Source organism: Streptomyces sp. H27-H1 (assembly GCF_026627445.1).
Classification (GTDB): domain Bacteria; phylum Actinomycetota; class Actinomycetes; order Streptomycetales; family Streptomycetaceae; genus Streptomyces.
In genome coordinates this window covers 218,470-233,613 of record NZ_JAPNLJ010000003.1, presented here as the reverse complement: position 1 = coordinate 233,613, position 15,144 = coordinate 218,470, and the positions used below count along the sequence as shown (strand labels likewise).

The window sequence follows — 15,144 nt, the reverse complement described above, 5'->3', positions numbered from 1 at the left end:
CTGCTGCTCGCCGCCCTCGCGGAGACCGGCGGCTTCGGCCAGGGAGTGCCCGAGCGCGAGGGCGAGGCGCGGGTTGCCGCCGCTGGCCTGGTGGATCCGGCCCGCGAGGCGGGCCGGGAGCCCGCGGCGCACCAGTAGTTCGGCGATCTCGTCGGTGCCGAGCGGGGGCACCCGTATGTGGGGGGTGTCCGGTCCGCAGAGGGGCTCGCTGAGCGGGGATCCGCCCTGGACGCACTCGGCGGCGAGGACCCGTACCCGCGGCGGGGTGAGGCGCAGTGCGAAGCGGAGCAGGTCGATGCTCTCCGCGTCGAGCCACTGGGCGTTGTCGAGCGCGAGGAGGACGGGGCCGCGTGCGGCGAGGGTGCGCAGCACCTCGACGACGGCGAGGCGCAGGGCGACGTGGTCCCGCCCGGCCCGTGGCGCGTCGGTTTCCCGGCGGAGGAAGGCGATGGCGGTGCGCTGCGGTCCGGAGAGGCTGTCCAGCGCGGCGGCGGGTACGGAGGCGAGGAGAGCGGCGGCCGAGGCCTCGGGTATCCACCGGTCGGTGGCGCCGGGGGCGAGCAGCAGCACGGTCTCGTGGCGCAGCGCGGCGGCCTCGGTGAGGGCGCGCAGCACCTCGGTCTTGCCCGCGCCGGCGGGTCCGGTGAGCAGGACGCGTCCGTGCGTGGTCAGCGCGCGGTCGACCGCCTTGATCAGTTCACCGTGTCCGACGGTCGGGTGTCCGCCCGTCGTGTCAGCGTGCCCCGCCGCCACCACTCACAGCCACCAGCCTCTCGCTTGCCCGTTCCTGTGTCCTTCCTGTGAGACGCGACAATACGAGGTCGGATGCCCGGCGGCCCCGGATTGTGACGCAGATTCCAGTCACGTGACCGGAAAACCCGCCGGACCTGCCGATACGTGGGGTATCGGCAGGTCCGGGGGCTCGCTTGGTCCGTACTATCGCTCCGTCAGAGCGAGTTCACGCCGGGTGGGGCCGGGTGGGGCGGGTGGGGATCCGGCTCAGAAGCCGAGACTCCAGGAGTCGATCTTGCCGGTGTCGCCGCCTGCGTTGTCGTTGACGCGCAGCTTCCAAGTGCCGTTCGCGACCTCGGCGGAGGCGTTGACGGTGTAGGTCTGGTTGATGTTGTCGGCGCTGCCGCCGGCGCGGTTGTGGAGCGTGTACACGGAGCCGTCGGGGGCGATCAGGTCGACCTTGAGGTCACCGATGTAGGTGTGGACGATGTTCACGCCGACCTTCAGGGTGGCCGGGGCGTTGCCCGCGACCCCGCTGACGGTGATCGGGCTCTCCACCGTGGCGTTGTCGGCGATGGCGAAGTCCCCGGTGTTCTCGAAGGACGGGGTGGTGGGCGTCGAGGTCACGGCCGTCACGGCCGCGGCCGCGTCGGCGAGACCGGTGCCGCAGCCGCCGGTGCAGGTGCCGGCCAGCGGGCGGGCGGTCGTCTTGATGGCCGACTCGACCTGCGCCGGGGTGAGCGACGGCTTGGCGGCGACGAGGAGCGCGGCGAGGCCCGCGATGTGCGGGGCGGCCATGCTGGTGCCCTGGTACGGCTTGTAGATCTCGGCGCCGGGGGTGGTGGCGCCGTTGTTCAGGGTGGAGAGGATGCCGTTCTCGGGGGTGGTGACGGTGCCGGGCGTGTCGGTGCTGCGGCGGGTCTCACCGCCCGGGGCGGAGACGTCGATGATCGTGCCGTAGTTGGAGTAGAAGGAGCGGTCTCCGGTGCGGTTGGTGGAGGCCACGTTGATCACGTTGTTGCAGCTGGCGGGCGAGAAGCCGGAGGCGTCGGCGTTGCTGTTGCCCGCGGCCACGACGACGGTGGTGCCGCGGCCGACGGCGGCGTTGATCGCGTTCTGGTACGTGGCGGTGCAGGCTCCCGAGCCGCCGAGGGACATGTTGATCACCTTGGCGGGGGTGGCGTTCGCCGGGATGCCCGAGACGGAGCCGCCGGAGGCCCAGGTGATGGCGTCGACGATGTCCGAGGTGGCGCCGCCGCACTTGCCGAGCACGCGGACGGGCTGGATCTTCGCGTTGTACGCGATGCCCGCGACGCCCTTGGAGTTGTTGGTGGCGGCCGCGATGGTGCCGGCCACGTGGGTGCCGTGCCAGGAGGAGCCGCTGGCCGTGGAGCCGGTGCCGCATTCGCCGGCGGCGCTCCAGTCGCCCTGGTCGGCCGGGTTGTTGTCACGGCCGTTGCCGTCGCGGGCGGCGGTGGAGCTGGAGATGAAGTCGTAGCCGGCGACGACGTTCGAGGCCACGTCGGAGTGGGCGACGTAACCGGTGTCGATCACGGCGACGGTGACGCCGGTGCCGGTGCTCTTGTCCCAGGCCGCGGGAACGTTCATGCCGGCGATGGGCTCGAAGAGGTCCCACTGCTTGGCGTACTCGGTGTCGTTGGGGGTGACGGCGAGGGCGTACGCGCGGGAATCGGGCTCGACGTAGGCGACGTCGGGGTCGGCGCGGAACTGGGCCATGACGGCGGCCGCGTCGGCCGGGGCACCGAGGTTGACGAGGGCGGCTCCGGTCCCGAGGCGGCGCTCGAACTTCGCCTTCTTCGAGGCCTTCTTGCCCTTGGCCACCACGTCGGCGGCGGCGGCCGAGTTGGAACCTGCCTCGGCGGCGGACGCCTTGTACCCCACGATGAGGTTCTCGACGGGGGCGGCGGCAGCGGGGGCGCCGGCGGCCGGGAGGGCCTGGGCGGCGGGGGCGGGATCCGCGGCGGACAGCGCCATGGAGGTGGTGGCGGTGCCGGCGAGCAGGGTGACGGACATCGCCACCACGGATATGAGCCTGCGTCGTCTGGATGCGTGCACGGTGTTCCCTTTCGCGGGCCGTCACAGAACGAGCCGGGACGGCCGGTTGGTGCAGTGTGGGAGGTTAACCGGCGGCCGCGGGGCCGGACGGGCTGGTCAAGCCCGGCCGGCCACCGCTGCTGCACACCACGTCGTCGCCCGCCGCAGCGTCGGGGCTGGGCAACGGTGGCACCGGCGACGAACCGACCCTCCAGCTCCACGCCATGTGGGGTGGGCGCGGAGGCTGTTCGGACGGGGAAGATCGCCGGTGGGCAGACAGTAGGCAGCGCGGGGATGAACCCGATACGGGGAAAACCCTTGTCCGCACCCTGGCGGCACGCCGTAGGGTCGGCCGGATCGCCGGTACGCGACCGTCCGGCACGGGACATGAGGAGGTCCGGGCGTGGGAGAGCTCCATCCGCCGATCGAGCCCTACGACCAGGGGATGCTCGACGTGGGCGACGGAAACCTCGTCCACTGGGAGGTCTGCGGCAATCCCGACGGAAAGCCCGCGCTCGTCGTCCACGGCGGGCCGGGGTCGGGGTGCACCGCGAAAGCCCGTCGGTTCTTCGATCCGGCACGGTACCGGATCGTCCTGTTCGACCAGCGCGGCTGCGGCCGCAGCACCCCGCACGCGAGCGATCCGGCGACCGACATGCGGCACAACACCACCGGGCACCTGATCGCCGACATGGAAAGGCTGCGCGAGCACCTCGGCATCGGACGCTGGCTGCTGTACGGCGGCTCCTGGGGCTCCACCCTGATCCTGGCCTACGCGGAGCGGCACCCGGAGCGGGTCTCCGAGATCGTCATCCCGGCCGTCACCACCACCCGGCGCTCGGAGATCGACTGGCTGTACCGCGGGGCCGCCCGGTTCTTCCCCGAGCAGTGGGACCGCTTCCTCGCCGGATCCGGCGGCACCCCGCGCGACGGCGACGTCGTCGCGGCCTACGCGCGCCTGGCGGCCGATCCCGACGAGCAGGTGCGGGCGAAGGCCACGGCGGACTGGTGCGCCTGGGAGGACGCGGTGCTGTCCGGCGAGGCGGAGGTCGCCTCCCAGCCGTACACCGGGCGGCCGCCGGCCGCCCGGGTCGCCCTCGTCCGCATCTGCTCGCACTACTTCTCGCACGGGGCCTGGCTGGACGAGGGCGAGCTGCTGCGCGGGGCCCACCGGCTGGCCGGGATCCCGGGGGTCCTGATCCACGGCCGGCTCGACATTGCCAGCCCCCTCGGCACGGCCTGGGAACTGTCCCGGGCCTGGCCCGGCGCGGAGTTGACCGTGGTGGAGGAGGCGGGGCACATGGGCGACGCGACGACCGTCGGCCACGTGCTCCGCGCCCTCGACCGGTTCGCGGGCCGCGGCTGAGACGCCCGTGGGGGCAGGGCGCAGGGGCAGGGGGCGGCCCGGTCCGGGTCGGAGCGGTCCGGGTCAGGGCGGTCCGGTCCGGGTCAGGCGCCCGGCCGGTCCGCAGGCGGGTTGAGCCGCCGGAAGTACGTCCAGCTGGTCTCGTTCGGCTCCGTCCACTTCTCGGGGGCCTGGGCGAATTCCGGGTGGCGGGCGGCGATGTACGCACGGGTGCGCTCGGGGACCTCCGCGTAGGAGGCGAGTTTGCGGCCCCGGCAGTGGAAGGTGAGCCCGCCGGGCCGCAGGCCCCGTTCCATCCAGGGGAGCCAGGGCGACATCCGGGTCCAGGACATGGTGGCCGGGACGCTGGGCGAGTCGGTGGCGAGGACCGAGGCGGGGGCGAAGAACTGGAAGAGCTCCAGGGCCCGGTAGGTGTCGTCGGCCGAGTTGTCCGGGTACTGCGCGACGGGCAGCGGGGAGGGGTAGGCGAGCGGGATCTCCAGGCTGAAGCAGACCTGGTCGCCCAGTTCGGTCATGGGGACGGGGAAGGGGCGCCACTTCTGGTTCGCGGGGTCGTTCCAGACGTGGACCACGGGCTTGTCCTGCCAGGTCTCCTGGATCTCGCGGGTCACCGGGTCCAGGTAGAACGCCGCCTCGCGGGTGAGGAGCTGGTAGGCCCCTGGGGCCTCTTCCTGCACCAGGCGGGCCACGTTGAGGCCTTCGAATCCGAAGAGGCGCTGGTAGGGCTCGCCGGGAGCCCAGGAGTACACGTCGCCCGTCCACCAGAAGGTGACCTCGGTTCCGTCGAGGGAAGCGCGGGTACGGGCGAAGGCCTGGAGGAGCTCTTCGGGTGTCATACCGGCCTACTCTGCGCGACCGTCCAGGGCCGGGGCAAGGACCGGACCGGCCATCCGGGGCGGTCCGGCCGGGCCGGACCGGGTGCGGCGGCCAGGCCGAACCTCGTGCGGCGGCCATGCCAGGGTCGGCGGCCACGCCAGGCCAGGACAGGTGCGGCGGGGCGACCACCCGGCTCCCGGCCGGGGCGGAAAGGCTTTCCGCCGCCCGGGCCCGTCGATCTGGTCTTCGGCTCATGCCATCGCCAGTTCGACGCCTGATCCTCATCACCACCCTCCCGGGCCGCGGCCGGGAGCAGATCGCCGCCTACGAGCGCCTCGCGCCAGTGGTGCGGGCCGAGGAGGGTTGCGTCCGGTACGACATGCACCAAGTGAGCGGAGAGCAGGAGCGGTTCGTCCTCGTGGAGGAGTGGTCCTCGCGGGCGGCCCTCGCCGCGCACGACGTCACCCCGCACATGATCGAGGCGGACGCGGCGAGCCCCGCGTTCCGCGCGGGACCCGCGGAGGTGATCGAGCTCGACGCCGAACCTCTGGCCTGAGCGCGGACGCCCCGTTGACCCGGGCGGGGGTGGGCGGCAACCGTGGCCCGCATGCGGAACGAACGCCGACTGCTCACGCTGCTGATCTGCCTGGTGCTGGGCACCGGGGTGACCGCCGCCGTACTGGGGGCCGGACGCGGGGCCGGGCCGCGCGGGCCGGCGGCCGGGGCCGGTCCCGTAGCGGCCGATTTCGTGGACATCGAGGAGGTCCCGGTCCGGCCCGCCGAGGCGACCGCAGGCGGTCCGCAGGCTTCCACGGGCCGGGTCTCCGTGGATTGCGGCCGCAATGCGGAGGGCCACTACAACGAGGACAACCTGGTGGTCTCACCGGGACTGCGCGCCGGCGCCCACCACACGCACGCCTACGTCGGGAACCTGTCCACGGACGCCTTCTCCACCGACGCCTCCCTGGACGCGGCCGCCACCAGCTGTGCGGGCGGGGACCGTTCCACGTACTACTGGCCGGTGCTGCGCCGCACCGACCGGCCGGGCGGCCACCCCCACGAGGGGTCCGCGGGCCACGGCAACGCGGGCTCGATCCTGCCTGAGGCGGCGGTGTCGGTGGAATTCCTCGGCAGTCCGGTGAGCAAGGTGGTGGCGATGCCGCGATTCCTCCGTGCGATGACCGGCGACGCGGTGGCCGGCACCGCGGACTCCGACCGGGACGTGCGGGCCCGCTGGGGCTGTTCGGGCTCCCCCGGCCGGTCCACCACCCGGTATCCGCACTGTCCGGCCGGCGAACGCCTCACCCGTACGCTCACCTTCCCCAGCTGCTGGAACGGTCTGGACACCGCCGTCCCCGGGCACCGCTCGCACCTGCTCTTCCCGGCTGCGAACGGGGTCTGCCCGCAGGACACCTTCCCCGTTCCGCGGTTGCGGATCTCCCTCGCCTACGACGTGCCCGCGGGGACCCCGATCGCAATCGACTCCTTTCCCGAGCAGCGGCACAGCCCCAGGACGGACCACGGAATGTTCGTGAACGTGATGACCGGCCCGCGGATGGCCGAGGTCGTGGACTGCCTCAACCAGGGCCGTACCTGCCCGGCGTGACCGGTTCGGGAAGCGGCGGCTCCCGCGTGACGCGGGTCACGTGAACCCGGCGTCCCCGCGCGGCGTGTGGTAACCGCAGCAAGTACGCGAGGAGACGGAGAGGGTGAGATGGCCGGACCACTGTGGCCCCGCACTCGGCGGGGCTCGACCGAAGAGGCACTGATCAAGTCCGTGTACGAGGAGCACGGCCACGCCCTGCTCGCGTACGCCACCCGGCTGACCGGGGACCGGGCCGCGGCCGAGGACGTCGTCCAGGAGACCCTGATCAGGGCCTGGCGCCACTCCGAGGTACTGGTGAACGGGAAGGGATCGGTACGCGGCTGGCTGCTCACGGTGGCCCGCAACATCATCACCGACCGGCACCGCGCGAAGGCGGCCCGGCCGCCGGAGGTGTCCGGATCGCCGGACCGTCCGCCGGTGGAGGCGGACCATGCCGACGCGGTGGTGGACACGATGACCGTACTGGGTGCCCTGGACCGGCTGTCGCCGGAACACCGCGACGTGCTGACGGAGTTGTACTACCGCCAGCAGAGCGTCGCCGAGGCCGCGGACACCCTCGGCATCCCGGCCGGCACGGTGAAATCGCGCTCGCACTACGCGCTCAAGGCACTCCGTGAAGTCTTCAGGGAAAGTACACGCACGGGCAGCCCGTCTCCGCGGCCCGGCGGACTGCAGGAGGTGGTGGCATGAACCGGCAGCGGCACGAGGAGGAACTGCTCGGCCCGTACGTTCTCGGCGTCCTCGACGTCGCGGACGTCCGCCGGGTCGAGGAGCACGTGGACGGCTGCGTTCAGTGCCGTCAGGAGGTGACGGCGTTGCGCGAGATGGAGACGGTACTGGGCGAGGTCCCCGCCGAGGCGTTCCTCGACGGCCCACCGCGGGGCGGGGACCTGCTGCTGCAGCGCACGCTGCGCCAGATGCGCCGGGAGGCCGCCGGGGCCCGCCGGCGACGGACGGCGGTCGCGGGACTGGCCGTGGCGGCCTCGCTGACGGCCGTCTTCTGGGCCGGGGCCCAACTGGGCGGCGACGGAACCACGGAGCGGGCCCTGCCGCGGCCGACGCCCACGGTCTCGGCCGAGCCGTCGCCGCCGGCGGCCGGGACCAAGGTGGCCTCCGCGACCGACGCGGGTACGGGCGCGCGGATGACCGTACAGGTGACGCCCGTGGCCAAGTGGGTACGGGTGCGCGCCGCGGTGACGGGGATCGCGGCGGGCGAGCGCTGCCGGATCGTCGTGGTGTCCCGGGACGGTACGCGCACCACGGCGGGCGGCTGGGTGGTGGGTACCGCGGAACACGGCGAGGGCAAGGGTGCGGCGCTGGACGGCTCGGCGGCGGTGGACCCGGCGGACGTCCGTGCGGTCCTGGTGGAGAACGAGTCGGGGCGGGCGTTCGTGTCCGTACCGGTGCCCGCGTAGCCGCACGCCGAAAGTCACGAAACGTGACGGAGCCCGGGAGCATGTCCAGCTCCCGGGCTCCAGCTTGCCACCCATTTGCGCACACCGGCGGCGTTTAAGAACCGCGGGTCATATTGAGATCGACGTGTTCTGCCTTTGAACTACAGCGCCACGAAAGAGGCGCCGGGGGGACTTGAACCCCCATCCGTCGATGTTCGCCCGCGCTCGGTCGATCCGGTGTTCGGCGGCGAATACTGAGACTGGAGCGAGAATCTGAGATTGACGGGGCCGCCTCTGCCAGGCTTGGGCCACCCCCGCACGTGGTGCGGGGGGAGGGATTCGAACCCCCAACTGACACCCCTTCATCAGCTTCAACATCAGTTTCAGCTTGCGCTCATCGCGCACCCTCCGCTCGCGACGGAGGGCGAATGTGGGGCTACCTGAAGAGGTAGCCGAATACCGCGTCGCCGATGCGCTGGTCGGTGACCTCGGTGTTGTTCGCCTCCTCGCGGGCGAACTTGACGGACTGCTGGAGCTTCTCGACCCGGTCGAGGATCTCGTTGACCCGCCGGGCGGGCAGTGCGCCGGAGAACTTCACGGTGGTCCAGTAGCCGACCGCCACGTCCTCGTAGTACACCTCGACCTGCGCGGGGTGCTTCTCCGTGGCCTCGGCCTTCACGTGGTTGCGCGGGACCTTCTTCGTACGGATGGTCCGCACCGGGTCCGTCCTCCACGCGTCCGCCGAGGGGTCCAGGTTCCACGACTCGGAGGCGTCGAGCACCGGCAGCTTGCGCACGAAGGTGTGCAGGTCGGTGAGCTGCTTCTCCAGGAACAACAGGTACGGGACGGGGACCTGCGCCAGCAGGACCGTGCCGTCGACCACCACGTCGGCGACCGCGGACCGGTTCGCCCAGTCCTTCGTCGCGGTCACGTCGAAGAGCCGGGTCAGGGTCGCGGCCGTCGCCCGCAGGGCGTCCTCGGCCTTGATCTGGACCCGGGTGGACTCGGGCGGGAGCTGCTCGCCCTCCTCGTCCTTCGGCTGGTAGGTCCGGGAGATCCCGGCCAGCAGGGCGGGCTTCTGCACGTCCTGGTGAGCCTGGGTGAGCTCCTGGAGGGCCTTGGACTTGACGCCCTTTTCGACTGCGATGATCTGATTCAGCTTCGGCACACGGTGAACCTAACAACCGTGCGCGGTAAGCACATCCGATTAAACCGGCCGCCCCGCCCCTCCTCCCATGAGGAAAGGACGGGGCAGGGCAGGGAATGTCAGCCCAGGCGGACGGGGAGGTCGAAGAGGTCGTTCTGGGTGAGGATCGGCTTGTTGCGGAGGTCGGCCGGGTCCACGGCGAGGGTGAGCTGCGGGAAGCGGGCGTACAGGGCCGGGAGGGCTACCAGGGCTTCCAGGCGGGACAGGGCCGCGCCGGGGCACACGTGGGGGCCGTGGCCGAAGGAGATGTGCCGGTTCGGCGTGCGGGTGATGTCGAACTCGCCCGCCGTCTCACCGAACTGCGCCTCGTCGCGGCCGAGCGCCCCGAACGAGACGATCAGGCCCTCGCCCTTGGGAAGGATCCGGTCACCGACCTCCACGTCCTCGGTGGCGAAGCGGATCAGCACGTGCGAGGTGGGGCTCGACCAGCGCAGGGTCTCCTCGATGACGCTCTCCCAGGAGACCTCGCCCTTCAGGACGAGGGCGCGCTGCTCGGGGTGGGTCTCCAGGGCGACGACCGCGTTGACTATCAGGCTGATGGTGGTCTCGTGGCCGGCGGCCACGATCAGCTGGAGGGTGTTGGTGATCTCCTCGGTGGTGAGGTGGTCGCCGTCCTCCGAGGCCTCGATGAGGGCGCTGGTGAGGTCGTCGCCCAGGTTCTCGCGCTTGGACTCGACGATGCGGGAGAACAGCGCGCCGAGGTCCGCCATCATCTGCGGCACCTCCTCGGGCAGCGTCTGAGTCGAGAAGAACTTCTCGAACAGGGCCTTCAGCCGCGGGTGTTCCTCTGCGGAGACACCCATCAGGTCGCTGATGACGTTCATCGGCAGCGGGTAGGCGAACCCCGCCTTGAGGTCGACCGTCTCACCGGCCGGCAGCGCGGCCAGCTTGTCCAGCATGCCCGTGGTCAGCGCCTCGATGCCGGTGCGCAGCTTCTCCACCCGGCGTACGGTCAGGGCCTGCGCGACCAGGGTGCGCAGGCGGCGGTGGTCCTCGCCGTCCACGGTGAGCATCGAGCGGCCGGGGTTGGCGAGGCCGATCAGCGGCCAGTCCATCGGGATCTCGCCGCGCTGCCAGGCGCCCCACACGTTGATGTCCTTGACGATCCGGGGATCGGTGAGCAGCTTGCGGGCCTCCGCGTGGCGGGTGACGGCGTACACGCCCACATCGCCGGGAAGGACCACCTGGACGAGCGGCCCGGCGGCGCGCAGCGCGGCGCTCTCCGCGTCGAGATCGGCGACGAAGGGGTCCAGCGTGATGGCCGCGGGGCCGGTGTGGTCGATCGGGCACGTCATCGGGTGGCTCCAAGGGCGGGGGTCGGGGTGTAGGTCACGGGAAGGGCGGTGAGGCCGCGCAGCCAGGGCGAGGGGCGGCGGGCCAGGTCGTCGGCGTGCACGGCGAGGTCCACGTCGGGCAGCCGGTCCAGGAGCACCTCGATGCCGGTGCGCGCGATGACCTCGGCGACTTCCTGGGCGGGGAAGGGGCAGCGGTGGTCGCCGTGTCCGAAGGAGAAGAAGGCGTTGTTGCCGCCGGTCAGCGCGCCGGCGTCGGTGCGTACGTGCGGGTCCGCGTTGGCGGCGGCGATGCCGAGCAGGACGAGGTCGCCCCGGCCGATGCGCTGGGCGCCCAGGTGGGTGTCGCGGGAGGCCCAGCGGCCGGCCACGTTCTGGGTGGGGGTGTCCTCCCACAGCACCTCGTTCATGGCCTCGCCGACGCTGTGCCGGCCGCCCGCGAGAGAGGCGGCGAAGCGGTCGTCGGTGAGCATGAGGCGCAGGGAGTTGCCGATCCAGTCGGCGGTGGGCTGGTGGCCCGCGGCCATCATGACCATGAGGTCCTGGGCGACTTCCTCGACGGTGAACCCGGCCCGGTTGGCGAGCATCCGGGAGACCACGTCGGGGCCTGGTTCGGCGAGCTTGGCGGACAGCAGCGCGATCATCGACTCGGCCAAGTGGCGTTGGCCTTCCAGGGCGCCCTCCCGCCCGTTGATCATGTCGTTCATGGCGGCGACGAGGCCGGGGCCCTGCGCGTCGGAGAACCCGTAGAGGCGGGCGAGGACGCGCAGCGGCAGCAGCATGGCGTACTCGCCGACGATGTCGCAGGAGCCCTTGCCGCACAGCTGGTCGATCAGCTCGTCCGCGAACCGCTCGGCGTGCCCCTTGAGTTCGAAGGGGTCTACGGCTTCCAGTGCGTCGGAGATGACGCCGGCCCGCTCCCGGTGGCGTTCGCCGACGGTGTAGAGGATGGACGGCTGCCGGCGGCCGATCATCGGGAGCAGCGGCCAGTCGGCGGGGACGCGGTCCCACTGGTTCCACAGTTCGGAGTCCCGGGAGAAGAGCACCGGGTCGCTGGTGACCTGGTGCAGTTCGCGGTAGCCGAGGACCAGCCAGGCCGGTACGTCTCCGTCGAGGACGACCGGGGCGACGGCGCCGTGGTCGCGGCGCATCTCGCGGTACAGCTCGACGGGGTCGATCTGGAACCGGGGCCCGCCGAGGTAGACGGGCTGGTGCTCGGGGGCGGCGGGGCAGGTCACGGGGTGGACTCCGGGGTCTGGGACGGGGGGCCGGACGCGGCGGCCGTCTGGAGGTGCTGGACGAGGGAGATCAGGACGTGCTTGCTGGACTCCCGGGAGCGGGCGTCGCAGAACACCAGCGGAATGCCGTCCGGCAGGTCGAGGGCGGCGCGGATCTGCTCCGGGGTGTGCGCGGGGCCGCCGAAGTCGTTGCAGGCCACGACGAAGGGCGTGCCGTGGTGTTCGAGACGGTCGATGGCGTACCAGGAGTCCGCCAGCCGCCGCGTGTCGACGAGGACGACGGCGCCGAGGGTGCCGGAGAAGAGCCGGTCCCACAGGAACCAGAACCGCTCCTGGCCGGGGGCCCCGAACAGGTAGAGCACGTTGCGGGCGTCCAGGGTGATGCGCCCGAAGTCGAAGGCCACGGTGGTGGCGTTCTTCCCGGCGACCCCGGCGACGTCGTCCACGGCCTCGCCGGCCTTGGTCATGGTCTCTTCGGTGTTCAGTGGGCGGATCTCGCTGACCGAGCGGACCATCGTGGTCTTGCCGACGCCGAAACCGCCCACGATGACGATCTTCAGTCCGTTGTCGGCCGTGCTGCGCAGTGCCTGGCGGGGCCGGAGCGGTTCGGCCGTGTACGTGGACGCGGCTTCGGGGATCGTCGCGTCAGAGATTGCGGAGTCCAACGAGCACCTGCTCCAGGATGTCGGGGTCGGGAAGGCTGTACGCCGAGTTCGCCGTACGCGGGTGCCGGGCGCGGATCCGTCCGGTTGCGAGCAGGTCGGCCAGCAGGATCCGTACGATCGACACCGGCAGTCCGAGCTCGGCCGCGATCTCCACGACGGCCGTCGGGAACTGGCACATCCGCAGGATCACCGCGTGCTCGGACTGCATGCCGGGCACCGGGTCGCACTCGGCGACGACGAGGGTGACCAGGTCGAAGACGTCCGAGCCGGAGCGGCTGCGGCCACCGGTGAGGGTGTAGAGCCGGTCCGGGGAGTCGTCCCGGCCCGGCCGGGTCCGACTCATCCCCGGGGCCTGGCGATGAGGTGTTCGCCGAGCTGCTCCACCAGTTCGGACATGTTGTGGCCGACGAGTCCGGCGTCGGCGTCCTCGGCGGCGACGAGCGCGAGGTGCGCTCCCTCGCCGGCCTCGACGATGAAGAGGATCCCGCCGTAGAACTCGGTCATCGCCGAGCGGACTCCGCCGGTGCCGTCGCCGAACTCGATGGACGCCCCGTGGGACAGGCTCTGGATGCCGGCGGCGATCGCGGCGAGCTGGTCGGCCTGGTCGACGGAGAGCTCGGGGGTGCGGCACAGCTTGAGGCCGTCACGGGAGAGCACGAGGGCGTGGCGGGCGCCCGGTGTGCGCTCCAGGAGGCCTTCCAGGAGCCAGTTGAGCGTCTCGTCGGTGGTGAAGCCGGTCATGATCGCGTGTTGCCTTCCGAGTCTGGGGTGTGCGCGGGCTGCTGCTCGTCGCCGGGGCCGCCTGAAGCTGCTCCGCCTGGTGCGCCCGCGCCGCGGACGGCCTGGCGGAAGCTGCCGAAGCGCGCGGCCGACCGGGACGCCCCGCCGGGCGCGGAGGCCGTACGGGTCTCGGTGCCCGCGCCGTCCGTGCCCTCGGGGTGGGCCGCGGCCAGGGTCCGGCCGCGGCGGCGCTGGGGCAGGCCGCTGTCCCCGAAGTGCGGGTGCTCGCCGGTGGATTCGGCTTCGGTGTCGTCGACGGCTGCGGCTTCGCGGTCCTGCGGCGTACCGCCCGCCGTCGTACCGTCCGTGGCCGTACGGTCCGTGGCCGTTCCGTCCGTCGTACGGTCCTGCGTGCGGACGGCGCCGTCCTGCCCGGCGGCGGTGTGGTGCACCGCCTCGGGCTCGGCTTCGGCTTCGGCCCCGGGCGCGGTGGGAGCACCGGACGCTGCGGGCACCTCCAGTGCGGCCCGCGCGGACGGCTGCGCCGGGATGGCGAGCGGCGCGGCGGGGGCTTCGGCGGAGGTGCGGCTGATCAGCTCCTGCGGGAGCATCATCAGCGCGCCCGTACCGCCGCGCGCGGAGGGCCGGAAGGAGACGGTCAGCCCGTGCTTGCGGGCGAGCCGGCCCACGACGGCGAGGCCGAGCCGGGTTCCAGAGAGTCCGGCCAGGTCCAGGGATTCGGCGGTCACGGCCTGTTGGGCGCGGCGCAGCTGGACCTCGCTCATGACGAGGCCGCTGTCCTCGACGGTGATGACGATCCCGGACGGCACCTCCTCCACGTAGACGTGGACCTCGGCGGTCGGCGGGGAGAAGTTGGCCGCGTTGTCGAGGAGTTCCGCCAGTGCGTGCATGACGCCCTCGGCCGCGTGCCCGGCGACGGCGGCGTCGCTGGTGGAGTGGAGCCGGATCCGCTGGTAGCCGCCGATGCGGCCCATGGCGCCGCGCAGGATCGATTCCATGACGATCGGCTTGGCCCAGCGGCGGCCCGAGCGGGCTCCGGTCAGGACGGCGATGGAGTCGGCGAGGCGGCCGGCCTGGGCGGTGCGGTGGTCGAGGTGGAGCAGGTCGCCGAGGACGTCCTCGTCGGCGTGCCGGTGCTCCATGTCGCGCAGGTCGGCGAGCATCCCGGTGGCCAGGGCCTGCATCCGGCCGGCGGCGTTGGCGGCCGCGGCCATGGCGGCGGCCCGGCCCGACTCGGCGCGGCGCAGTTCTCCGCCGAGCCGCTCGCGCGACGCGTTCTGGGCGGCGGCCAGCCCGTCGAGCTCGGCGGCGTGCACGCCCACCAGGTGTTCCAGCGTCAGGGTGTGCTCACCCGCCAGCCGCTCCAGCACCGCGGCGTGTTCGCCGGCGAGACGGGAGCGGTCTGAGGTGTGTGCGGCCGCGTCGCGTGTCGCGTCGGCGATCAGCCGGGCGATGTGCCCGTCACGGGCGACCACTTCGGCGGTCAGGCCGGAGATCCGGCCGCGCTGGATCCGGGCGGTGCGCGCGCACCAGGTCACGGCGAAGGCCGCGACCGCGAGCAGCAGGACGCCCGCACCGGCGAACCAGCCGAGGGGAGTTCTGACGGACGACGGGGCCGCGGCCACCGCCGCCGTGGTGAGCGCGCCGCCGGCGACTGCGGTGATCAGCAGGGCCAGCGCGGAGGGGCGAAGGGGGGAGGGCGACGCCGTCATCAATCAGAGCCTCATACCGGGCGTAAATGGAGGAGAAGGTTCCTGGCAACGAGGCATCACTATAGGAGAGTTGTTGATCGCTTTGGGCAGCCTCTGACAAATTTTTCAGTCACTCCTGACCGGTAAAGCTCTTTCTGTGGTGTTTTGAAGTGAAGGGAATTCCCGAGCTCCTCGGCGTCCGCCCCGCCGGAAACCCGGCACCCGGCCGCGTTGCCGACTCCGCCCTACTCGGACCGATCATCACATTGCGGTCCATGACATCCTGTGACGTCACAACTCGCCGGACGGGATCGGCGGGCGTCCGGGAAGACGGGGAAGTT

Annotated in this window: 15 protein-coding genes; 5 read left to right on the top strand and 10 right to left on the bottom strand. The window is 72.1% G+C overall.

The annotated features are described in order from the left end of the window. Together OTB20_RS04485 and OTB20_RS04480 are read right to left on the bottom strand one after the other, a co-directional pair. A partial coding sequence (locus OTB20_RS04485) for an ATP-binding protein (RefSeq protein WP_267815286.1) occupies positions 1 to 753 on the bottom strand: 753 nt, incomplete at its 3' end. Positions 754 to 999: 246 nt separating this feature from the next. Next, positions 1,000 to 2,766: a S8 family peptidase gene (locus OTB20_RS04480; RefSeq protein WP_267815366.1), complete on the bottom strand. Its 1,767-nt coding sequence runs from the start codon at positions 2,764 to 2,766 to the stop codon at positions 1,000 to 1,002. A gap of 424 nt (positions 2,767 to 3,190) precedes the next feature. Here OTB20_RS04480 and pip point away from each other — a divergent pair, with 424 nt between their 5' ends. After that, entirely contained in the window at positions 3,191 to 4,153 is a 963-nt protein-coding gene (pip, locus tag OTB20_RS04475) for a prolyl aminopeptidase (RefSeq protein ID WP_267815285.1), read from the top strand. Between the two features lie 83 nt (positions 4,154 to 4,236). Here the strand turns inward: pip and OTB20_RS04470 are convergent, their stop codons facing one another. Beyond that, positions 4,237 to 4,989, bottom strand: a complete 753-nt coding sequence (locus OTB20_RS04470; RefSeq protein WP_267815284.1) for a DUF1838 family protein — start codon at positions 4,987 to 4,989, stop codon at positions 4,237 to 4,239. A gap of 233 nt (positions 4,990 to 5,222) precedes the next feature. Here OTB20_RS04470 and OTB20_RS04465 point away from each other — a divergent pair, with 233 nt between their 5' ends. From OTB20_RS04465 to OTB20_RS04450, 4 genes are all read left to right on the top strand, one after another. Next, positions 5,223 to 5,525: a putative quinol monooxygenase gene (locus OTB20_RS04465; protein WP_267815283.1), complete on the top strand. Its 303-nt coding sequence runs from the start codon at positions 5,223 to 5,225 to the stop codon at positions 5,523 to 5,525. A gap of 51 nt (positions 5,526 to 5,576) precedes the next feature. Next, the gene (locus OTB20_RS04460) at positions 5,577 to 6,575 is read left to right on the top strand and encodes a DUF1996 domain-containing protein (protein ID WP_267815282.1); all 999 of its coding nucleotides are present in this window, start codon (positions 5,577 to 5,579) and stop codon (positions 6,573 to 6,575) included. Between the two features lie 108 nt (positions 6,576 to 6,683). Next, positions 6,684 to 7,265 carry a sigma-70 family RNA polymerase sigma factor gene (locus OTB20_RS04455; protein ID WP_267815281.1) on the top strand — a complete coding sequence of 194 codons (582 nt, stop codon included), beginning with the start codon at positions 6,684 to 6,686 and terminating at the stop codon, positions 7,263 to 7,265. Next, positions 7,262 to 7,990 (top strand): anti-sigma factor, encoded by a 729-nt coding sequence (locus tag OTB20_RS04450; protein WP_267815280.1) that lies wholly within the window; start codon positions 7,262 to 7,264, stop codon positions 7,988 to 7,990. The genes OTB20_RS04455 and OTB20_RS04450 overlap by 4 nt, the downstream gene beginning before the upstream one ends. A gap of 415 nt (positions 7,991 to 8,405) precedes the next feature. Here OTB20_RS04450 and OTB20_RS04445 read toward each other — a convergent pair whose 3' ends face one another. The 7 genes from OTB20_RS04445 to OTB20_RS04415 form a co-directional block, all read right to left on the bottom strand. After that, positions 8,406 to 9,137, bottom strand: a complete 732-nt coding sequence (locus tag OTB20_RS04445) for a hypothetical protein (protein WP_267815279.1) — start codon at positions 9,135 to 9,137, stop codon at positions 8,406 to 8,408. Between the two features lie 98 nt (positions 9,138 to 9,235). After that, positions 9,236 to 10,471 (bottom strand): cytochrome P450 family protein, encoded by a 1,236-nt coding sequence (locus tag OTB20_RS04440; RefSeq protein WP_267815278.1) that lies wholly within the window; start codon positions 10,469 to 10,471, stop codon positions 9,236 to 9,238. Next, a complete protein-coding gene (locus OTB20_RS04435; RefSeq protein ID WP_267815277.1) occupies positions 10,468 to 11,706 on the bottom strand; it encodes a cytochrome P450 in 1,239 nt (412 codons plus the stop codon). The genes OTB20_RS04440 and OTB20_RS04435 overlap by 4 nt, the downstream gene beginning before the upstream one ends. Further along, positions 11,703 to 12,371, bottom strand: coding sequence for a GTP-binding protein (locus OTB20_RS04430; RefSeq protein WP_267815276.1), 669 nt, complete (start codon positions 12,369 to 12,371; stop codon positions 11,703 to 11,705). The genes OTB20_RS04435 and OTB20_RS04430 overlap by 4 nt, the downstream gene beginning before the upstream one ends. Beyond that, a complete protein-coding gene (locus OTB20_RS04425) occupies positions 12,352 to 12,714 on the bottom strand; it encodes a DUF742 domain-containing protein (RefSeq protein ID WP_267815275.1) in 363 nt (120 codons plus the stop codon). The genes OTB20_RS04430 and OTB20_RS04425 overlap by 20 nt, the downstream gene beginning before the upstream one ends. Then, the gene (locus OTB20_RS04420; protein ID WP_267815274.1) at positions 12,711 to 13,112 is read right to left on the bottom strand and encodes a roadblock/LC7 domain-containing protein; all 402 of its coding nucleotides are present in this window, start codon (positions 13,110 to 13,112) and stop codon (positions 12,711 to 12,713) included. Before OTB20_RS04420 ends, OTB20_RS04425 begins: the two co-directional genes overlap by 4 nt. Further along, positions 13,109 to 14,824 (bottom strand): sensor histidine kinase, encoded by a 1,716-nt coding sequence (locus tag OTB20_RS04415; RefSeq protein ID WP_267815273.1) that lies wholly within the window; start codon positions 14,822 to 14,824, stop codon positions 13,109 to 13,111. Before OTB20_RS04415 ends, OTB20_RS04420 begins: the two co-directional genes overlap by 4 nt. Between the last annotated feature and the right edge of the window lie 320 nt (positions 14,825 to 15,144).

Bases quoted from the DNA above. Each gene is read 5' to 3' on its own strand.
- OTB20_RS04480 (WP_267815366.1), bottom strand. From the start codon at position 2,766: ATGTCCGTCACCCTGCTCGCCGGCACCGCCACCACCTCCATGGCGCTG.
- OTB20_RS04470 (WP_267815284.1), bottom strand. From the start codon at position 4,989: ATGACACCCGAAGAGCTCCTCCAGGCCTTCGCCCGTACCCGCGCTTCC.
- OTB20_RS04465 (WP_267815283.1), top strand. From the start codon at position 5,223: ATGCCATCGCCAGTTCGACGCCTGATCCTCATCACCACCCTCCCGGGC.
- OTB20_RS04460 (WP_267815282.1), top strand. From the start codon at position 5,577: ATGCGGAACGAACGCCGACTGCTCACGCTGCTGATCTGCCTGGTGCTG.
- OTB20_RS04455 (WP_267815281.1), top strand. From the start codon at position 6,684: ATGGCCGGACCACTGTGGCCCCGCACTCGGCGGGGCTCGACCGAAGAG.
- OTB20_RS04450 (WP_267815280.1), top strand. From the start codon at position 7,262: ATGAACCGGCAGCGGCACGAGGAGGAACTGCTCGGCCCGTACGTTCTC.
- OTB20_RS04440 (WP_267815278.1), bottom strand. From the start codon at position 10,471: ATGACGTGCCCGATCGACCACACCGGCCCCGCGGCCATCACGCTGGAC.
- OTB20_RS04425 (WP_267815275.1), bottom strand. From the start codon at position 12,714: ATGAGTCGGACCCGGCCGGGCCGGGACGACTCCCCGGACCGGCTCTAC.
- OTB20_RS04420 (WP_267815274.1), bottom strand. From the start codon at position 13,112: ATGACCGGCTTCACCACCGACGAGACGCTCAACTGGCTCCTGGAAGGC.
- OTB20_RS04415 (WP_267815273.1), bottom strand. From the start codon at position 14,824: ATGACGGCGTCGCCCTCCCCCCTTCGCCCCTCCGCGCTGGCCCTGCTG.